This is a genomic window from Lysobacter dokdonensis DS-58, from assembly GCF_000770795.1.
Lineage (GTDB): Bacteria > Pseudomonadota > Gammaproteobacteria > Xanthomonadales > Xanthomonadaceae > Noviluteimonas > Noviluteimonas dokdonensis.
In genome coordinates, this window is the sequence record NZ_JRKJ01000003.1 from 1 (window position 1) to 19,721 (window position 19,721).

Sequence of the window (19,721 nt, forward strand, 5' to 3'; positions counted from 1 at the left end):
ACGAAGTCGCGGCCCGCGAGCCAGGCGCGCGCCCGCGCGCAGCGTTCCAGCGCGATGGAACCGCGCGGGCTGGCGCCCCAGGCGATGCGGCGCGCGAGCGCGGCGTCGTAGCGCGTGGGTTCGCGCGAGGCCAGGACGAGTTCGATGAGGTAACGCTCGACCGGCGGTGCCAGGTGCAGGTCGAGCACGGCGGCGCGCGCTTCGAACACCGTGTCGATGGGCATGCGCTCGATCGCCTCGCCCGTGGCTTGCAGCACGGTGCGCGCGCGTTCGCGGGCCAGGCGCAGGATTTCGGTTTCCGCCGCGGCGGCCGGGTAGCCGATGCGCAGGTACATCAGGAAGCGATCGAGTTGCGCTTCGGGCAGCGGGAAGGTGCCCTCTTGTTCGATCGGGTTCTGCGTGGCCATCACCAGGAACAGTGCCGGCAACGGATAGGTCTGCCGCCCGACGGTCACCTGGCGCTCGCCCATCGCTTCGAGCAGCGCGGACTGCACCTTCGCTGGCGCGCGGTTGATCTCGTCGGCCAGCAGGATCGGATGGAAGATCGGGCCGGGCTGGAATTCGAAGCGGCCGTCCTGTGGGCGCCAGACTTCGGTGCCGGTGAGGTCGGCGGGCAGCAGGTCGGGCGTGAACTGAACGCGCGCGAATGCCGCGTCCAGGCGCGCGGCGAGTGCGCGGATCGCGCTCGTCTTCGCCAGGCCCGGCGCGCCTTCGACGAGCAGGTGGCCGTCGGCGAGCAGCGCGATGAGGAGGCGTTCGATCAGTTCGCCCTGCCCGACGATCTCCGCGGAGAGCTGGTCGCGCAGGGCCGCGAACGCGGCGTGCAATCGGGAAGGCGGATCGGTGCGGGGCTCGGCGCGGCTGTCCATCCGGGCGGGGGATCCGAGAGGGTGACGGGCCGAGTTTGACTGGTTCCCCGGCCGTTGGTTCATCCGGAAACGGCAACGGGGCCGTGAGGCCCCGTTGCATTCATCCTTCGGTGCGGAAGATCAACCGCGCTGGGCGACCTGCATCACCTTCGGCGTCACGAAGATCAGCAGCTCGGCCTTCTCCTTCGTGCGGCCCTTCTTCTTGAAGAGGTTGCCGATCACCGGGAGATCACCCAGCCACGGCACCTTGGTCACGTCGGCGCGGTCGCGGAATTCGTACACGCCGCCGATCACCACCGTCTGGCCGTTGTCGACCAGCACCGCCGTGTTGACCTCACGCTTGTTGATCTGCGGCACGTCGCCGATGCCCGACTGGACGAAGCCTTCGATTTCGTCCTTCTTGACCGCCATGTTGAGGAACACGCGGCCGTCGTTGGTGATCGTCGGGGTGACCTTGAGCTCGAGCAGCACGTCCTTGAACTGGACGTTCGGGATGGCGGCGGCGCCGGCGCCCTGCTGCTGCGAAATCGTCACGTAACCGACTTCCTGGCCCTGGCGGATCACCGCTTCCTTCTGGTTGCTGGTGACGATGCGCGGGTTGGAGATCACTTCGCCGCGACCTTCTTCCTGCAGCGCGGAGAGTTCGACGTCGAGCACGTAGCCGGCGTTGATGATCGACAGTGCGAGCGCACCGGCGGCATCGACGACGGGCAGGTTGACGTTGAGCGTCTTGTTCGGCGGCGGGTTCGGGCGCGGCGTGACGCTGTTGGCCGTGTTGCCGGCGACCGAGCCGTTGAACAGCACGTTGTTGTTGCCGCCGGCGATGCCGAACTTCGCACCCAGTTCGCGGGCGAAGGATTCGGTGGCGATCACGATGCGGGCTTCGATCAACACCTGGTCGACCGGCTTGTCGAGCAGGCTGACGAGGCGGCGGATTTCCGAGACCTTCGACGGGATGTCGATGACCAGCAGCGTGTTGGTGCGGCGGTCGAAGCTGATGCTGCCGCGCGGGGAGAGGAAGCCGCGCTGGTTGGTGGCGCCGGCACCGCCGCCGCCCGAGCTCGACTTGCTTTCCTCGGTGAGCAGCTTGGCGATGTCCTCGGCGTTGCCGTAGTTGATCGGCACGTACTCGGTGATCATCTCCGCGCGGTTTTCGATCGCGATGCGCGCGTCTTCCTTCGCCTGCTCGTACTTGGCGATTTCATCCTGCGGCGCGACCCACACCACGTTGCCGTCGCGGCGCTTGTCGAGGCCCTTGGCGCGCAGGACGATGTCCAGCGCCTGGTCCCACGGCACGTTGATCAGGCGCAGCGTCACGTTGCCCGACACGGTGTCGGAGGCGACGATGTTGAGGTTGGACTCCTCGGCGATCAGCTGCAAGACGGTGCGCACTGGCACGTCCTGGAAGTTGAACGTGACCGGGCGGCCGCCGTAGGCGCGGACCGGGGTGTTGGAGGCCGTGGCACCGACGTTCGCACCCGGCGCCGGCTTCGCGGCGGCGGCGCGCGGAACGATCTCGACGACGTACTCGTTGCCCGACTGGTAGGCCATCGACTCGAAGTTGCCGTTGGTGGCCAACACGAGCTTGGTGCCCGCGCCGTCGGCACGTGCGTCGATGCGCTGCACCGGCGTGGCGAAGTCGGCGACGTTGAGCGGCTTGCTCAGCGAGGCCGGCAACTTGGCGTTGCCCACGTCGATGATCACGCGCGAGCCTTCATTGCGCATGTCGGGGATGGCGCCGGCGCCGTTGAAGCGCAGGCTGAGCCGGCCGGAGCCGCCGTCGCCGCGCTTGAAGTCGATGTTGGACACCGAGATCGTGCCGGGCAGGTTCTTGCTCGGATCCAGGCTCGGCGTGGGCGCGGTGGCCGTGTTGGCCGCGGCCGACTGCGCCGCCAGGACGCGCGATGCCTGTGCGGCATCGGCTGCGCCGAAAGCCGTCACGAGCCCGATCGCGAGCCCGAGGGCGCCCGCCCGGAGGAAGGGGCGCCGTGCAGGCCGCATCGGTGTGGCATTGGTTACGGTCATCGTCCTTTCCCCTTATTGATCTTCGAGCGCGACCGTCGCAGGGCGTTCCAGCCAGCCGCCCGCTCCGTCCGGCACCAATTCCACGAGTTCGATCCGGTCTTCGTACACCGCGGTCACGCGACCGTCGGCCTGCCCCATGTAGACGCCTGGGCGAACGCGATAAGTGACCTTGTCCGGCGCCATGACCAGCGCGAGGAGGTTGGCCCCGCCGCCGATCGTGCCGACCATGTCGAGGCTGTCGAGCGGGAACTGCTCGAGCGTCTGCTTCGGCCGGTTCGGATCCGGGCGCGGGCCGCTGCCGCCGCTCACGTCGCTGAAGGCTTCGCTGAACGGATCGCGCAGCGCCTGGGCGGCGTATTCGAAGGTTTCGAACTGCTGCATGACGGGCAGCGGATCGAGCGGCGGTGCCGGGCGCGCCTTCACTTCGGCGACCCACTTTTCAAGGTTGTTGGCCGGGTCCGGGCCACTGGTGACGCTGCGGCCGCAGGCGGCGAGCGCAAGCAAGGCCAGCGCCAGCAAGATGCGGGAGGTGTGCTTGGAAGTCATTACTTCTTCCCTCCCTTCGGCGCTGCGGGCTTCTTGCCGCCCTTGGCGGGCGCACCGGCGCCGGCGCCGGTCTCGTTGTCGTCGAGATAACGGTAAGTCTTCACCGTACCGGCAAGCTGCAACACGCTGTTCGGGCCGATCTTGGCGCCCGGCGAGGGGTTGCGCGGAGTCAGCACGATGTTGTGCATCGTCATGATGACCACGCGCGGCAGCGAGGCCACGCCGCTGACGAACGCGCCGAACTGGTGGTAGGTGCCCACCATGCGCAGCTGGATCGGCTTCTCGGCGTAGAACTCCTTCGGCGCTTCCGGACCCGGCTGGAAGAGCTCGTTGGTGATGCCGGTGGCGAGCGCGGTCTGCGAGATGTCGATGATCAGGTCCGGCATCTCGGTCTTGCTCGGCAGCTGGCGCAGCATCTGCTGGAGCTGCTGTTCCATCTGCACGAGCTGGAGCTTGAGCGGTTCGAGGTTGGCGGCGCGACCCTGCTTTTCCTCGAAGGAGGCGCGCAGTTCGCCTTCCTTGCGGTCGAGGTCGGCGAGTTCGGCGCGCTGGTCGGTGACCACGAAGTACCAAGCCAGGCCGATGATGACCGCCGCGATGATTCCGCAGAACAGGATCTTGTAGGACTGCGGCCAGGACGCGGTGTTGTTGAAGTTGACGTCCTTGAGCGCCATCGTTTTCTGGCTCATGGCGCGGCTCCATTGGTCGGGGCGGCAGCGGGCGCGGCGGGCGCCGGCGCGGCGTTGGCGGGCGCGGCGGCAGTGCCGGTGGGCGCGGGCGGCGTCACGTCGGTGGGCGGCGCGATCTGCGGCACGGTGTCCGGGATGCCGTCCTTGTTTTCGTCCTTCGGCGCGTTCGGGTTGGCCAGCTTGACCTGCAGGCTGAACTCGTACGGCAGGCCCTTGTTGCTGCCACGCGCTTCGATCACCGAAAGCTCGGGGTTGGTCATCCACCCGGAGCTCTCGAGATTGCGCATGTAGGTGGACACGCGCGCGTTGGACTGCGAGCGGCCCTTGAGCGTGAGCAGGTCGCCGTTCTGCTGGATCGACATCAGCGTGACGCCATCGGGGATGGTGCGCACCAGCGAATCGAACAGGTGGACCATCTGCGAGCGGTTGGCCTGCAATTCTTCGATGACCGTCTTGCGCGCGAGCAGCTTGGATTTCTTCTCGTCGAGCAACTTGATCTCGTCGATCTTGGCCTGCACCTGCGTGATCTGGTCTTCGAGGTACTTGTTGCGCTCGGTCTGCCCGTCGATCTGCACGTTGTAGAACATGTAGATCAGGAAGGCGACGACGACCGCGCCGAGCGCGGACGCACCCACCATCGCCATGAATTCCTTCTGGCGTTGGCGGCGGCGCTCAGCGCGCCAGGGGAGGAGGTTGATCCGTGCCATCAGTCGAAGCTCCTCATGGCCAGGCCGCAGGCGATCATGAGCGCGGGGGCATCCTGGTTCAGCGCGTGCGCCTGCACGCGCGGACCGAGCGTCATCTGCGCCAGCGGGTTGGCCATCACCGTCGGCACGCCCAGTTGCTCTTCGACCATCGCGGCGATGCCGGGGATCGAGGCGCAACCGCCGGCGAGGACGATCTGGTCGACGCGGTTGAACTCGCTGCCGGCGTAGAAGAACTGCAACAGGCGGCTGACCTGCTGGACCATCGCTTCCTTGAAGGGCTCGAGGACTTCGATGTCGTAGCTCTCGGGCAGCCCGCCCTGGCGCTTGGCCAGGCCGGCTTCTTCGTAGCTCAGGCCGTAGCGGCGCATCACTTCGTCGGTCAGCTGCTTGCCGCCGAAGACCTGCTCGCGGCTGTAGAGGCTGCGGCCGTTGCGCAGGATGTTGAGCGTGGTCATCGTCGCGCCGGTGTCGACCAGCGCGATGATCCCGTCGCGCGGCGCGGTCAGCGTGTCGGAGAGCAGCGAGAACGCGTTCTCGATGGCGAAGGCCTCGACGTCCATCACCTTCGCGGTGAGGCCGCCCAGCTCCAGCGCCGCGACGCGGGCATCGACGTTTTCGGTGCGCGAGGCTGCGAGCAGCACCTGCACCATTTCCGCGTTGCCCGGCATCTGGCCCAGCACCTCGAAGTCGAGGTTCACTTCCTCGATCGGGTACGGGATGTAGTTGACCGCCTCGAGCTCGACCTGCGATTCTAGGTCGTTCTCGTCGAGGTCGCCCGGCATCGGGATGATCTTGGTGATCACCGCCGACCCGGCGACGGCCGCGGCCGCATGGCGCGCGCGGGCGCCGGAGCGGGCGACGGCGCGCTTGATCGCTTCGCCGACGGCTTCCACCTCGACGATGTTCTTTTCCACCACCGCGTTCGGCGGCAGCGGTTCCACCGCGTAGTGCTCCACGCGGTAACGATTCCCCGAGCGGGAGAGCTGCAGCAGCTTGACGGCGGTCGAGCTGATGTCGACCCCGATCAGCGGCGGCTGACTATTTGTGATCAGTCCCACGTTTTCTCCCCTATTCACGGGCGCTTACGCGCACTTCGTGCCCCGAAGCATTAAATAACGGACTTTAAACGATCTGGCAACCTCCCCAACCCCGGGCGCCGATCACAAGTCCGACATTCCCCTACCTGAACGGCCTTGGCGACGGTTTCCGGCCGCCCGGACGTTTCCCACGCCTCCTCTATACTCCTTGCCCCAAGAAGGCCGCAATCGGATTGGTTTGATGTCTCGTTTTCGTCGTGTGCTGCGTTGGGGTTTGGCGGGTTTCCTCGGCGCGGCCGTCCTGGGTGTCCTGGGACTTGGCCTCCTCTACTTCCTGATCGCGCCCAAGCTGCCCGACGTGGACCAGCTGCGGAACGTCGAGCTGCAGGAGCCCCTCTACGTGTACGCGCGCGACGGGCGCCTGATGGCCCTGTTCGGCGAAACGCGGCGCTACCCCATCGAGATCGAGAAGGTCCCGCCGCGCCTGAAGCAGGCCTTCATCGCCATCGAGGACGCGCGCTTCTACGAGCACCACGGCGTGGACTACAAGGGCGTCGCGCGCGCGGTGTGGCTGCTCGCCACCACCGACGACAAGCGCGTGCCGGGCGGGTCGACGATCACGCAGCAGGTGGCGCGCCAGTTCTTCCTGAGCTCGGAATACAGCTACTCGCGCAAGTTCGCCGAGATGATGCTGGCGATGCGCATGGAGAACGAGCTGACGAAGGACGAGATCCTCGAGCTGTATCTCAACAAGTCGTTCTTCGGCAATCGCGCCTACGGCGTGGGCGCGGCCGCGGAGTTCTACTTCGGCAAGAAGCTCGACCAGCTCTCGCTCGACGAGATGGCCACGCTCGCCTCCATCCCGAAGTTCCCCTCCAGCGGCAACCCGATCACCAATCCCGAGCGCGCGAAGATCCGCCGCGACTACGTGCTGCAACGCATGCGCGAGTTGAACTTCATTTCCGCCGGCGATGAGCAGGCCAGCGCGGCGGTGGCGATGCACGCCACGCCGCACGAGCGCCCCATCGAGGTGTACGCGCCGTACGTGGCGGAGATGGTGCGCCAGGAGATGGTCGCGAAGTTCGGCGGCGACGTGCTCACCAAGGGCTACCACGTCACCACGACGATCGACCCGGCCTACCAGGCCGCCGCCGAGCAGGCGATCCGCGACGGTCTGGCGACGTACGACCATCGCCATGGCTGGCGCGGCGCGGAAAAGCAGGTCGAACTGCAGGCGAACGAAACGCCCGACGCACTGCGTGCGCACCTGCGCGGCATCGTCTCGCAAGGCAACCTGCTGCCGGCGCTCGTCACCGGCACCGCGGGCAGCAGCGCGACGGTGATGCTCGCCGACGGCACCGAACTGGAACTGGATGCGAAGGCGAGCCAGTGGACTGGCCGCTCCCCCGCCGCCCTGCTCAAGCGCGGCGACATCGTGCGCGTGCGCCGCGACATGCCCAAGCCCACCGTCGGCAAGGACGGCAAGTCCGTGCCGCCGCCGGCCGATGCCACGCCGACCTACGCGATCGACCAGGTGCCGCGCGCGCAGTCCACGCTGATTTCGATGGAAGCCGACACCGGTGCGTTGCGTGCGCTCGTCGGCGGCTACAGCTTCGCGGCGAACAAGTTCAACCGCGCCACGCAGTCGCGCCGCCAGCCGGGCTCGAGCTTCAAGCCGTTCCTGTATGCGGCGGCGTTCGAACGCGGCTTCAATCCGGCCTCGATCGTGCTCGATGCGCCGGTCGTGTTCCGCGATCGCGTCGGCCACCTGTGGCGTCCGCAGAACGACACGGGCAACTTCGCCGGCCCCATGCGCTTGCGCGAAGCGCTGGTGCAATCGCGCAACCTCGTCTCCGTGCGCCTGCTCGACGGCATCGGCGTGGACTACGCGCGCAAGTACATCAGCCACTTCGGATTCCCGATCGACCAGCTCGTGCCGAATCTGTCGATGTCGCTCGGCAGCTCGTCGCTGCAGCCGCTCGCGGTCGCGCGCGGTTACGCGGTCTTCGCCAACGGCGGCTTCCTCGTCACGCCCTGGCTCGTGGACGAAGTGAAGGACCGCAGCGGCAAGGTGATCTTCAAGGAGAAGCCGGCGGTTGCGTGCCGCGGTTGCGGCATGCGCAACGGGCAGCTCGTGACCTCGACGGTCGTCGATGGTTTCGACCTCGGCAACACGCCGGCGCCCGCCGCCACGGTGCGCACGTCCAAGCCGGTCGAACCGCAGAAGATCGCCGAAGGCACGACGCTCGCACCGCGCGCGATCGACGAACGCGTCGCCTACCAGCTTGTGTCGATGATGCGCGACGTCGTGCAGCGCGGCACCGGCACCGCGGCGAAGGTGCTCGGCCGCGAGGACATCGGCGGCAAGACCGGTTCGACCAACGACCACCGCGATGCGTGGTTCTCCGGCTTCGGCGGCAACATGGCGACGACCGTGTGGGTCGGCCGCGACGACTACAAGTCGCTCGGTTACCGCGAATACGGCGGCAAGGCCGCGTTGCCGATCTGGATCGACTACATGCGCGTCGCGCTCGAAGGCCGCCCGGTGATGGCCAACGATCCGCCCGAAGGCATGGTGGAAGTCGCGGTGGGTCCCGGTGGTCACCTGGTGCCCGCAAGCAGCGGCGGCATCACCGAGTGGGTGAAGGCCGAAGACCTCGAACGCATGGAAACCTACGTCGATTACGGTCCCGACGACGCGGCGCCCAGCGAGGACACGTACGACATCTTCTGATCACGGGCCGATGCGGTAGAGTCGGCCCGGGTCGATCCGGGAGACGCGCCATGCACCACGCCCGCCAGCACGCGCAGACCCGGACCAACGAACGCAGGCGCCGCCTCGCCCACGAGGCGGCGCGCCTGATGGCCGAAGGCGGCATTCGCGATTTCCACCAGGCCAAGCGCAAGGCCGCCGAGCGCCTGGGCATCCACGACGACGCATCGCTGCCGCGCAATCGCGAGATCGAAGACGCGCTGCGCGAATACCAGCGCCTGTTCCAGGGCGATGCGCAGGCGAGCGGATTGCGCGAACGACGGCAGGCCGCGTTGCGTGCGCTGGAGTTCTTCCACGCATTCGATCCGCGCCTGGTCGGCCCCGTGCTCGACGGCACGGCCGACCGCAATTCGCCCGTCGCGCTGCACCTGTACACCGACGATGCCGATTCGGCTTCGCGCTTCCTCGAACAACACGGCATCCCCGCCGAATCGCGCGCGCGCCGCGTGCGCTTCGACCGCGAGCGCGCGGGCGACGTGCCGGTGTGGGTGTTCAGCGCCGAAGAGCTGACGTTCGACCTGACCGTGCTGCCGCGCGATGCGTTGCGGCAGGCGCCGTTGTCGGCGATCGACGAGAAGCCGATGAAGCGCGCGTCGCTGTCGCAACTGCGCGAGTTGATCGCGGAAGACGAAATCGCCGGTTACGAATCGCGCGCATGAAAAAAGCCCCGCGTTCGCGGGGCTTTTCCCTGGGACACCGTGCCGGTCAGCGCTTGGCCAGATCGACGTAGTCGCGTTCGGCGTAGCCGGTGTAGATCTGGCGCGGGCGGCCGATCTTGGCTTCCGGGTCGGTCTGCTGTTCCAGCCAATGCGACACCCAGCCGGCGGTGCGCGCGATGGCGAACATGACGGTGAACATCTCCGTCGGGATGCCGAGGGCCTTGTAGATGATGCCCGAGTAGAAATCGACGTTCGGGTAGAGCTTGCGCTGCACGAAGTAGTCGTCCTTCAGCGCGGCTTCTTCCAGCTTCATCGCCACGTCGAGCAGCGGATCGTTGACCCCGAGCTCGCCGAGCACCTGGTAGGTCATCTCGCGGATGATCTTGGCGCGCGGATCGAAGTTCTTGTACACGCGGTGGCCGAAGCCCATCAGGCGGAAGCCCGATTCCTTGTCCTTCGCCTTGGCGACGGCCGAGCCCACGTTTTCCGGGCGGCCGATCTCTTCGAGCATCTTGAGCACGGCTTCGTTCGCACCACCGTGCGCGGGGCCCCACAGCGCGGCGACGCCGGCGGCGACGCACGCATACGGGTTGGCGCCGGTGGAACCGACGAGGCGCACCGTCGAGGTGGATGCGTTCTGCTCGTGGTCGGCGTGCAGGATGAAGAGCAGGTCCAGCGCCTTGGCGGCGACCGGGCTGAGCTCCAGCGGCTCGCTCGGCACTTCCTTCATCATGTGCAGGAAGCGCGTGGTGTACTCGAGGTTGTTCTTCGGATAACGGATCGGCCAGCCGATCGAATAGCGATAGCACGCGGCGGCGATCGTCGGCACCTTCGCGATCAGGCGGATCGCGGCGAGGCGGCGCTGCTCGGCGTCTTCCAGGTCCAGCGAGCCGTGGTAGAAGCTCGCCATCGAACCGAGCATGCCGACCATCATCGCCATCGGGTGCGCGTCGTGGCGGAAGCCGTACAGGAACGTGCGGAAGGCCTCGTGCATCATCGTGTGATGCGTGACCTCGTGGTCGAAGGCGTCGAACTCGGTCTTCGACGGCAGCTCGCCGTGCATCAGCAGGTAGGCCACTTCGAGGAAGCTGGAGTTCTTGGCCAGTTGCTCGATCGGGTAACCGCGATACAGCAGCACGCCCGCGTCGCCGTCGATGTAGGTGATGGCCGACTTGCACGCGGCCGTGGCGGTGAAGCCCGGATCGTACGTGAAGCAGCCGGTTTCCTTCGGCAGCTTCGCGATGTCGATGCACGGCTGGCCCAGCACGGGATGCTGCACCGGCAGCGCGACGTTCTTGTCGCCGGCGGTCAACGACACCTGGTCGAGTTTGGACACAACGCACTCCTTGGAATAACGAAACGCCCCGCGCGAGGGGGCGGCGACGAGCCGCGGGCACGCCGCGGAAGGCCGGAATTATTGCATGGGAACCGTTTTCGGGACGCTCGTACTTTCGACCTACGGCGTTGCACCGAAACTGAGGGAATGCACTAAAAAACGGGCGTCCGGCGCAGGCGCGCAAACGAAAACGGCCGCCCCTGGGGCGGCCGTCGTCGGCAGGCGCGAGGCCTGCACGTATCGCGAATTACTTGGCGGCGCCGTAGCGCTTGCGGAACTTGTCCACGCGACCGCTGGTGTCGACCAGCTTGTTCTTGCCCGTATAGAACGGATGCGTGGCCGACGAGACTTCCACCTTGATCAGCGGATACTCGTTGCCGTCCTCCCACTTCGTCGTTTCCTTGGAGGAAAGCGTCGAGCGCGTGAGGATCTTGAAATCGGAGGTCACGTCGTGGAAGACGACGTCACGGTATTCGGGATGGATGCCGGCCTTCATGGCTGCCACCGGGTCTTGAGCTAGGGAAGAGCGGCATTCTAGCCGGGCGGCTGAGTCCGGCGCAACCCGGTCGGGCGGCGGAATGATGAATCCGCCCCGCCGCCGCGCTCAGCGGGCCGCCAGCGCGGACGCCAGTCGCGCCTCGAACGCCGCCTGCTCGTAGCGCAGCAGGATGGCGACGTTGTCGGGGCGGCCTTCTTCGCGGCGCCAGTCGACGACCGTGGCGCCGCGCGTGTGGCGGCCGGCGAGTTCGACGGTCATCGGGCGTTCGGCGATTTCCAGTGCGCCTTCGGGCGCCAGCGCATGCGCCATCGCGAGGGCGTCGGCGGAGTGCCAATCCTCGCCGCGGCGGTCGGCGGCCCAGTCGCGGGTGCGGCGCGAGATCGCGTCGTAGAAGCGCGCGCGCGGGGAGTCGGCCTGCAGCCAGCGTTCGAAACGATCGTGCGGGAAGCCGTGCGCCATCACCGCTTCCCAGTCGACGAGGTCGGTGCGCGGGAAGGCGTTGAACACGATGTGCGCCGCTTCCGGGTCGAAGGCGATGTTGAATTCCGCGGCGGCGGTGATGTTGCCGTGCGCGGTGACCGCGCCGCCCATCACCACCAGGCGGGCGATGCGCGAGGGCAGCGTCGGGTCGAGTTTCAGCGCAAGCGCGAGGTTGGTCAGGGGGCCGAGCGCGACGAGCAGCAACTTGCCGGCATGCGCGTGCGACAGGCGCAGGATCGCGAGCGCGGCGTGTTCGGCTTCCGCGGCGCGCGTCGGCGCGTCGTAGGCGATGTCGCCGAAACCGTCGAGGCCGTGCACGTAACCGGCATCGCGCGCCGGATGCAGCAGCGGTTCCTGCGTGCCCGCGAACACGGGCACGGGGTGTCCTGCGACTTCGCACAGTTTCAGCGCGTTGCGCACGGTGTGTTGCAGGCCGACGTTGCCCGCGGCGATGGTCAGCCCGACGACGTCATGGCGCGGATCGTCGAAAGCCATCAGCAGGGCGAGTGCGTCGTCGACGCCGGGATCGGTGTCGATCAGGAGCGGGATGCGGGTCATGGCGTTTCGAATAGGGAATCAGGCGGAAGCGTAACGCGCCGCGCCGCCGACCCACCGGTCGATGACGCGATCGGCGAGCGCGGGGTCGTCGGCGAGCAGGCGGTCGGCGAGTGCGCGCACTTGCGGCAGCATCGCGGCGTCGCGTGCGAGATCGGCGACGCGGAACGCGGCCAGGCCCGTTTGCTTCGTCCCGAGCAGTTCTCCCGGGCCGCGCAGTTCGAGGTCCTTCTCCGCGATCACGAAGCCGTCGTTGGTTTCGCGCATCGTCTCCAGGCGCTGCTTGGCCATCATCGACAGCGGCGATTGGTACAGCAGCACGCACGAGGACACCGCGCTGCCCCGCCCGACTCGTCCGCGCAACTGGTGCAATTGCGACAGTCCGAGGCGTTCGGCATTCTCGATGATCATCAGCGACGCGTTGGGCACGTCGACGCCGACTTCGATCACCGTCGTGGCCACCAGCAGGTCCATCGCGCCTTCCTTGAACGCACGCATCGTCACCTGTTTTTCGGCGGGCTTCATGCGCCCGTGCACGAGGCCGACGCGCACGGACGGCAATGCGGCGGACAACATCTCGAACGTCGATTGCGCCGCTTGCGCGATCACCTCGTCCGAATCGTCGATCAACGTGCATACCCAGTAGGCCTGGCGGCCCTCGGCGCAGGCGGCGCGGATGCGCTCGATCAATTCGGGCCGGCGATCGCTGCTGAGCGCGACGGTCTGCACCGGCGTGCGGCCCGGCGGCAACTCGTCGATGGCCGAGACGTCGAGGTCCGCATAGGCGGCCATCGCGAGCGTGCGCGGGATCGGCGTCGCGGTCATCACCAATTGGTGCGGCACGCTGTCTCCGCCGGCGCCCTTGTCGCGCAGCGCGAGGCGCTGGTGCACGCCGAAGCGGTGTTGCTCGTCGACGATCGCCAGCGCGAGGTCGTCGAACACCACGCCCTCCTGCATCAACGCGTGCGTGCCGACGACGACCTGCGCCTCGCCGGACGCGACCGCGGCCAGCACCGACGCGCGCGCCTTGCCCGTGACCTTGCCGGCAAGCCAGGCCACGCGCACGCCGAGCGGTTCGAGCCATCCGCGCAGATTCGCCAGATGCTGTTCGGCGAGCAATTCCGTCGGCGCCATCAAGGCGGCCTGTTGCTGTTTTTCCACCGCGAGCATCGCGGCCAGCGCGGCGACCACCGTCTTGCCGCTGCCGACGTCGCCCTGCACCAGCCGCAACATCGGGTGCGGCTGTGCCAGGTCGTGACGCACCTGCGCGAACACGCGCGCCTGCGCGCCGGTCAGCGCGAACGGCAGCGACTTCTCCAATCGCCCCGCGAGCACGCCGCGGGAATCGAGCACCGGCGCGCGATGCCGCTGCAACGCGATGCGCTGGCGCCGCAGGCTGAGGTTGTGCGCGAGCAGCTCTTCCAGCGCAAGGCGCTGTTGCGAAGGGTGCGTGCCCGCGAGCAAGGCGTTGAGGTCCGCATCGCGCGGCGGGCGGTGCATCGTGAGCAGCGCATCGCGCAACGACGGCAACGCGAGTTCGTCGCGCATCGCCTGCGGCAAGAGTTCGAGCGCTTCGGCCTCGGGCAATTTGTCGAGCGCCTGCCCGATCAACTTGCGCAACGCGCCGGGGCCGATGCCTTCGATGGCCGGATACACCGGATCGAGCAACTCGCCGAGCGCATCCCCGGCGTCGCCGACGACGCGATAGCTCGGATGCACCATCTCCATGCCCTTGGCGCCCGCGCGCGGCGTGCCGTAGCAGCGCACGCGCGTGCCCGGCGCGAATTGCGCCGCCTGCTGCGCGCGGAAATGGAAGAACCGCAGCACGAGCGTGCCCTGCGATTCATCACCGATGGCCACGCGCAGCGAAGGACGGAAACGAAACCCGCGATCGACCGCTTCGACGATGCCTTCGACCTGCGCCGCCTGCCCCGGCTTCAGCGCGCGGATCGGCGTGAGCGACGTGCGGTCTTCGTACTGGCGCGGCAAGTGCAGCCACAGGTCCTGCAAGGTGAGCAGGCCCCGCGTGGCGAGCTTTTCGGCGACGACGGGGCCGACGCGGGCGAGCGTCGACAGGCGCGTGTCGCCGACGGCGGCGAACCCGGGAAGCGGTTTAGCGACGCGCGCCACGCGATGGTCGTGGTGCGATCAGCGCAGGACGAGGATGGCGTCGACTTCGAATTGCGCCCCGCGCGGCAGGCCGGACACCTCGATGGTCGAACGCGCGGGGAACGGTGCGTCGAAATAATCCGACATCACCTGGTTCACGACCGCGAACTGGCTCAGGTCGGTGAGGTACAGGCCCAGGCGCACGACGTCATCGAGCGACCCGTCGGCCGCTTCGCACACTGCCTTGAGGTTGTCGAACGCGCGGCGCGCCTGCGCCTCGATGCCGCCTTCGACGATCAGGCCGGTGGCGGGGTCGAGCGCGATCTGGCCCGAAAGGAACACCGTGTCGCCGGCGCGCGTGGCCTGCGAATACGGCCCGATGGCCGCCGGTGCGCGGTCGGTGTGGATGGGCTGGCGGGGCATCGGGCAAGCTCCGTGGACGAGATGCGGAAGTGTAGCGGCCTCAGAGCCGCTGCACGCCGTGCACGACGTGCAGGCGGCGCACGCGTCGGATCACGTCGGCCAGGTGCTTGCGGTCGTGCACTTCGATCGAGAAGCGGATGGCGCTGATGTTGCTGTCGCGTTCGACGTATTCGACGCGGTCGATATTCGACTCGGCCTGCGCGATCGCCGCGGCCACCTGCGCGAGAACGCCCGGGCGGTTATCGACTTCGATCTTAAGCGCGGCCTGGTAATCGCCGGTGACTTCGCGGTCCCAGCCGACCGGCACCCAACGCTCGGGCGACTTGCGCAACTCGACGACGTTGGGGCACTCGATGCGATGCACCACGATGCCGCGCCCCGCCGTGTGGTAACCCATGATGTCGTCGCCGGGGATCGGCAGGCAACAGTTGGCGAAGGTGATCACGCCGCGCTCGGCGCCGGTGATCAGGATGCGGTCGGTCGACGGCCGGAACAGACCCGCCGCGTCGAGCAGCTCGCTTGCGTCTGCGACGTCCGGCGCGCGGCGAGCGAGCACGTTCGCGACCTGCGAAGGCATGCGGTTGCCGAGCGCGATGTCGGCCAGCAGCGCTTCCAGGCGCGGATAGCGATGTTCGGACAGATACGTGTCGAGGTGTTGCTGCGGCAGGCGGTCGAGCGAGGTGCCGAGGGTTTCCAGCGCGCGGTCGAGCATGCGATGGCCGAGCTGCACGGCGTCCTCGTGTTCGAGGTGCTTGAGCTGGTGGCGGATCGCCGTGCGCGCCTTGCCGGAGACGACGAATTCGAGCCACTGCGGCTTGGGCGTCGAGGATTTGGCGGTGATGATCTCCACCGTCTGCCCGCTCACCAGCTTGGTGCGCAGCGGCACCAGCGCGCGGTCGACGCGCGCGGCGACGGCCTTGTTGCCCACGTCGGTGTGCACCGCGTAGGCGAAGTCGAGCACGGTGGCGTTGCGCGGCAGCGAGAGGATCGCGCCCTTCGGCGTGAACAGGTAGACCTCGTCGGGGAACAGATCGACCTTGACGTTCTCGAGGAACTCCAGCGACGAGCCGGTCGAACGCTGCGATTCGACGAGGTTGGCGATCCACTGGTGCGCGCGGCTCTGCGCGCTCGTCGGCGTCTCGCCGCCGTGCTTGTAGGACCAGTGGGCCGCGATGCCGCGCTCGGCGATGAGGTCCATTTCCTCGGTGCGGATCTGCACTTCGATCGGCGAGCCGTACGGCCCGAACAACACGGTGTGCAGCGACTGGTAGCCGTTGGCCTTCGGGATCGCGACGAAATCGCGGAAGCGGCCGTCGAGCGGTTTGAACGCGGTGTGGACGACGCCGAGGGCGTGGTAACACTCGGGCACCGTGCGCACGACGATGCGGAAGCCGAAGACATCCATCACCTGGTCGAGCGTCTTTCCTTCCGTGCGCATCTTGCTGTAGATGCTCCACGGCGACTTGATGCGGCCGACGAGGCGATACGAGAACCCTTCCTTCGTCAGGCGCTGCGCCAGGCGGGCTTCGATCTGCGTCAGCGATTCGCGGCGCACGACCGGCTGCATGCGGATGCGCTTTTCGATCACCGCGTGGCGCCAGGGATGCAGGCCGCGGAACCCGAGGTCCTGCAGTTCGGCCTTGATCAGGTTCATGCCCAGGCGCTGCGCGATGGGCGCGTAGATCTCGAGCGTCTCGGTGGCGATGCGGCGACGCGCTTCGATGCTCTGTGCGCCGAGCGTGCGCATGTTGTGCAGGCGGTCGGCGAGCTTGATCAGGATCACGCGCAGGTCGCGCGCCATCGCCAGCAACATCTTGCGGAAGCTTTCGGCGGCCGCTTCCTGGCGGTCGCGGAACTGGAGCTTGTCCAGCTTGGTGACGCCGTCGACCAGGTCGGCCACGGTTTCGCCGAATTCCTTCGCGATCGCCAGCCGGGTGAGCGGCGTGTCCTCGATGGTGTCGTGCAGGATTGCGGCGATCAGCGTTTCGACGTCGAGGCGTTCCTCGGCCAGCACCGTCGCCACGGCGACGGGGTGCGTGATGTAGGGCTCGCCCGACTTGCGGGTCTGGCCGACATGCGCGGCGGCGCCGACGGCCCATGCCCGGCGCAGCAGGCCGAGTTGGTCATGCGGGAGGTAGGAGGCGGCCTTCTCCAGCGCGAGGACGTACTCGGGCACCACCGGGGTCGTCGGCGGATCGGCGAGCAGATGCGCGGGTTCGGGGGACGGCATGCGAGGAGCCTACCGCTTTTGCCCCCCATAACGAAAAGCCCCGCATCGCGGGGCTTGTCGTCGGTTCAATCGTCGCCCTTGGACATGTCGTCGTCGGCGACCACTTCGGCGGCGGCCCATTCGAGGGCTTCGCGCTCCTTGCGCTCGCGTTCGGCCTTGTCGACGGCATCGATGTAATCGGTGTCGATCTGGCGGGCGGCGATCTCGCGCAGGGCGAGGACCGTCGGCTTGTCGTTGGATTCGGAGTTGTCGATGCGGGGCTCGACGCCATTGGCGAGCTGGCGCGCGCGCTTGGCGGCCATCATCACGAGTTCGAAGCGGTTATCGACCACTTCCAGGCAATCTTCGACGGTAATGCGGGCCATGGGGCTCCGGGGCCTTGCGGCCTGGCTGACTTCAGAAGGGTCGCGATTGTAGGGGGGCGGCCGTTCCGGGTGCAAGCCGCTTCTTTGGAAATCAGGCAGTTACGTTCACGAAGCGGCCCCATCGTCCGCCAGCAGGGCCGCGATCAGGCCCCCGTGGCGCGCCTGCTGCATCGGCCGGCGCAGGCGGCTGGCCACGAAGATCGCGCACATCTCGTCGACGGCCGCGTCGAAGTGCTCGTTGACGATGACGTAATCGAACTCGTCGTAGTGCGACATCTCTTCACGGGCGGCGGCCAGGCGCTTGCGGATCGTGTCTTCGCTGTCCTGCGCCCGCTTGCGCATGCGCTGCTCGAGGGCTTCGCGCGAAGGCGGCAGGATGAAGACGCTCACCGCGTCCGGCACCTGCTTCTGGACCTGCTGCGCGCCCTGCCAGTCGATTTCCAGCAGCACGTCGTGCCCGGCCGCCAGTTGCGGTTCGACCGACTGCTTGGCCGTGCCCTTCCAGTCGCCATGCACGAGCGCGTGCTCGAAGAAGTCCCCCGCCGCCACCATGGCCTGGAACTGATCCGCGCTGACGAAGTGGTAGTGCTCGGCGTGCCGCTCGCCGGGGCGCGGGCCGCGCGAGGTGAAGGAGATCGACAGCCGGATGTTGGGGTCGCGCGCCAGGCACGCGTTGACGATGCTGGATTTGCCGGCGCCCGAGGGCGCGGCGACGATGAACAAGGTTCCGCGCATCGGGCTGCTCATTCGATGTTCTGGATCTGTTCGCGGATCTGGTCGATCAGCACCTTCAGCTCGACCGCCGCGTTGGACGTCCGCGCATCGACCGACTTGCTGCCGAGCGTATTGGCCTCGCGATTGAACTCCTGCAGCAGGAAATCCAGGCGCCGGCCGACCGGCTCCTTCTGCTTCAGCGCGCGCTTGAGCTCGGCCACGTGACTGTCGAGCCGGTCGAGTTCTTCGTCGACATCGAGCTTCTGCAGGCCCAGCACGAGTTCCTGTTCGAAGCGGCCCGGATCGACGGGCTGCGCCAGGTCCGCCAGTCGCGCTTCGAGCTTGACCTTCAACGCCGCGCGGATCTGCGGCACCAGCGTGCGCACGTCGGCGGCGATGCGGGCGATGGCGTCGTTGCGCTCGCCGATCACGGCGGCGAGGCTCGCGCCTTCGCGTTCGCGCGCGGCGACGAAATCGGAGATCACGCCATCCAGCAGCGCCAGTGCTTCGGCGTGCAGCGCGGCGGTATCGGTCGCGCGAGTGCCGAGCACGCCGGGGAATTGCAGCAGCTCGGTGAAGCCGACCTGCATCATCGGGAATTTGGGCAACATCTCGCGCGCGATGCCGGCCAGCTGGTCGACCACCGCGGCGTCCACGCGCAGCGACTCGCCGCCTTCCGGCGCGCGCAGGCGCATGCCGACGTCGATCTTGCCGCGCGACATCCGCGCGCCGATGCGTTCGCGCAGCGCCGGTTCCAGCGCGCGCAGGTCGTCGGGCAGCCGCGTGCCGATTTCGAGGAACCGGTGGTTCACCGAACGCAGCTCGCACGCCAGCGTGCCCCAGGGCGTCGTGCGCTCGCCGGAAGCGAAGGCGGTCATGCTGCGGATCACGTGGCGTCCAATGCGGTGCTGCCGGGGCGGCGGAGGGCGGATGGTAATCTAGCCGCCCGCATCCTGCGTTCCCCCCGGACCATTCCATGACCGTCGTGCGCCCCAGCGGCCGCATGCCCGAGCAATTGCGGGCGGTGTCCCTCCAGCGCGGCTTCACGCGCCATGCCGAAGGCTCGGTGCTCGTCTCCTTCGGCGACACGCGCGTGCTGTGCACCGCCAGCGTCGACAACAAGGTCCCGCCGTTCCTGCGCGGCAAGGGCGAAGGCTGGGTCACGGCCGAGTACGGCATGTTGCCCCGCGCCACGCACACGCGCTCCGACCGCGAGGCCGCGCGCGGCAAGCAGGGCGGCCGCACGCTCGAGATCCAGCGCCTGATCGGCCGCGCGTTGCGCGCCTGCGTCGACCGCACCGCGCTGGGCGAGCGCACCATCACGCTCGACTGCGACGTCCTGCAGGCCGACGGCGGCACGCGCACGGCCGCCATCACCGGCGCGTACGTCGCGCTGGTCGACGCGGTCCGCCAGTTGCGGTCGCGCCGCGAAATCACGAAGGACCCGATCTTCGGCGCCGTGGCCGCCGTGTCCGTCGGCATCTACAAGGGCGTGCCGGTGCTCGATCTCGACTATGCCGAGGACAGTGGCTGCGACACCGACATGAACGTCGTGATGAACGACGGCGGCGGCTTCATCGAATTGCAGGGCACGGCCGAGGGCCACGCCTTCCGCCGCGACGAACTCGACCGCCTGCTCTCGCTCGCCGAGGGCGGCATCGCGCAACTGCTCGCCGCGCAGCGCGAGGCGTTGGCGCAAGGGTGA

The 19,721-nt window shown here is 67.9% G+C and carries 18 protein-coding genes; 3 read left to right on the plus strand and 15 right to left on the minus strand.

The genetic code is table 11. From position 1 onward, the window contains the following. The 6 genes from LF41_RS03325 to LF41_RS03350 all read right to left on the minus strand — a co-directional run. Window positions 1-869, minus strand: an 869-nt coding sequence (locus LF41_RS03325) for an AAA family ATPase (RefSeq protein ID WP_036165909.1), incomplete at its 3' end; no start/stop codon positions are given. 120 nt (window positions 870-989) lie between these two features. Further along, complete coding sequence (locus tag LF41_RS03330) at window positions 990-2,894, minus strand: type IV pilus secretin PilQ (RefSeq protein WP_036165911.1); 1,905 nt, start codon at window positions 2,892-2,894, stop codon at window positions 990-992. Window positions 2,895-2,906: 12 nt separating this feature from the next. Beyond that, window positions 2,907-3,440 carry a pilus assembly protein PilP gene (locus tag LF41_RS03335; RefSeq protein ID WP_036165913.1) on the minus strand — a complete coding sequence of 178 codons (534 nt, stop codon included), beginning with the start codon at window positions 3,438-3,440 and terminating at the stop codon, window positions 2,907-2,909. Further along, the gene (locus LF41_RS03340) at window positions 3,440-4,129 is read right to left on the minus strand and encodes a type IV pilus inner membrane component PilO (protein WP_036165916.1); all 690 of its coding nucleotides are present in this window, start codon (window positions 4,127-4,129) and stop codon (window positions 3,440-3,442) included. Before LF41_RS03340 ends, LF41_RS03335 begins: the two co-directional genes overlap by 1 nt. Next, complete coding sequence (locus tag LF41_RS03345) at window positions 4,126-4,836, minus strand: PilN domain-containing protein (protein WP_036165919.1); 711 nt, start codon at window positions 4,834-4,836, stop codon at window positions 4,126-4,128. The genes LF41_RS03340 and LF41_RS03345 overlap by 4 nt, the downstream gene beginning before the upstream one ends. Then, entirely contained in the window at window positions 4,836-5,894 is a 1,059-nt protein-coding gene (locus tag LF41_RS03350) for a pilus assembly protein PilM (RefSeq protein WP_036165923.1), read from the minus strand. The genes LF41_RS03345 and LF41_RS03350 overlap by 1 nt, the downstream gene beginning before the upstream one ends. A gap of 220 nt (window positions 5,895-6,114) precedes the next feature. Here LF41_RS03350 and LF41_RS03355 point away from each other — a divergent pair, with 220 nt between their 5' ends. Continuing rightward, window positions 6,115-8,607 carry a penicillin-binding protein 1A gene (locus LF41_RS03355; protein ID WP_036165925.1) on the plus strand — a complete coding sequence of 831 codons (2,493 nt, stop codon included), beginning with the start codon at window positions 6,115-6,117 and terminating at the stop codon, window positions 8,605-8,607. Between the two features lie 50 nt (window positions 8,608-8,657). Further along, the gene (locus tag LF41_RS03360) at window positions 8,658-9,305 is read left to right on the plus strand and encodes a hypothetical protein (protein ID WP_036165928.1); all 648 of its coding nucleotides are present in this window, start codon (window positions 8,658-8,660) and stop codon (window positions 9,303-9,305) included. A 46-nt stretch (window positions 9,306-9,351) separates the two neighbouring features. Here the strand turns inward: LF41_RS03360 and LF41_RS03365 are convergent, their stop codons facing one another. From LF41_RS03365 to LF41_RS03405, 9 genes are all read right to left on the minus strand, one after another. Continuing rightward, a complete protein-coding gene (locus tag LF41_RS03365; protein WP_036165931.1) occupies window positions 9,352-10,641 on the minus strand; it encodes a citrate synthase in 1,290 nt (429 codons plus the stop codon). A 247-nt stretch (window positions 10,642-10,888) separates the two neighbouring features. After that, window positions 10,889-11,137, minus strand: coding sequence for a type B 50S ribosomal protein L31 (locus tag LF41_RS03370; RefSeq protein WP_036165933.1), 249 nt, complete (start codon window positions 11,135-11,137; stop codon window positions 10,889-10,891). A gap of 108 nt (window positions 11,138-11,245) precedes the next feature. After that, window positions 11,246-12,178 carry a nucleoside hydrolase gene (locus tag LF41_RS03375; RefSeq protein WP_036165935.1) on the minus strand — a complete coding sequence of 311 codons (933 nt, stop codon included), beginning with the start codon at window positions 12,176-12,178 and terminating at the stop codon, window positions 11,246-11,248. 18 nt (window positions 12,179-12,196) lie between these two features. Beyond that, complete coding sequence (recG, locus tag LF41_RS03380) at window positions 12,197-14,305, minus strand: ATP-dependent DNA helicase RecG (protein ID WP_036165938.1); 2,109 nt, start codon at window positions 14,303-14,305, stop codon at window positions 12,197-12,199. Between the two features lie 18 nt (window positions 14,306-14,323). Continuing rightward, entirely contained in the window at window positions 14,324-14,707 is a 384-nt protein-coding gene (locus LF41_RS03385) for a RidA family protein (RefSeq protein WP_036165941.1), read from the minus strand. Window positions 14,708-14,747: 40 nt separating this feature from the next. Beyond that, on the minus strand, window positions 14,748-16,937 hold the full coding sequence (locus LF41_RS03390; RefSeq protein WP_036165944.1) for a RelA/SpoT family protein: 2,190 nt from the start codon (window positions 16,935-16,937) through the stop codon (window positions 14,748-14,750). A gap of 65 nt (window positions 16,938-17,002) precedes the next feature. Beyond that, window positions 17,003-17,302 carry a DNA-directed RNA polymerase subunit omega gene (gene rpoZ, locus LF41_RS03395; RefSeq protein ID WP_036165947.1) on the minus strand — a complete coding sequence of 100 codons (300 nt, stop codon included), beginning with the start codon at window positions 17,300-17,302 and terminating at the stop codon, window positions 17,003-17,005. A 105-nt stretch (window positions 17,303-17,407) separates the two neighbouring features. Then, a complete protein-coding gene (gene gmk / locus LF41_RS03400) occupies window positions 17,408-18,037 on the minus strand; it encodes a guanylate kinase (protein WP_036166162.1) in 630 nt (209 codons plus the stop codon). 8 nt (window positions 18,038-18,045) lie between these two features. After that, entirely contained in the window at window positions 18,046-18,906 is an 861-nt protein-coding gene (locus LF41_RS03405; protein ID WP_036165950.1) for a YicC/YloC family endoribonuclease, read from the minus strand. A gap of 86 nt (window positions 18,907-18,992) precedes the next feature. Here LF41_RS03405 and rph point away from each other — a divergent pair, with 86 nt between their 5' ends. Next, window positions 18,993-19,721 (plus strand): ribonuclease PH, encoded by a 729-nt coding sequence (rph, locus tag LF41_RS03410; protein WP_036165953.1) that lies wholly within the window; start codon window positions 18,993-18,995, stop codon window positions 19,719-19,721.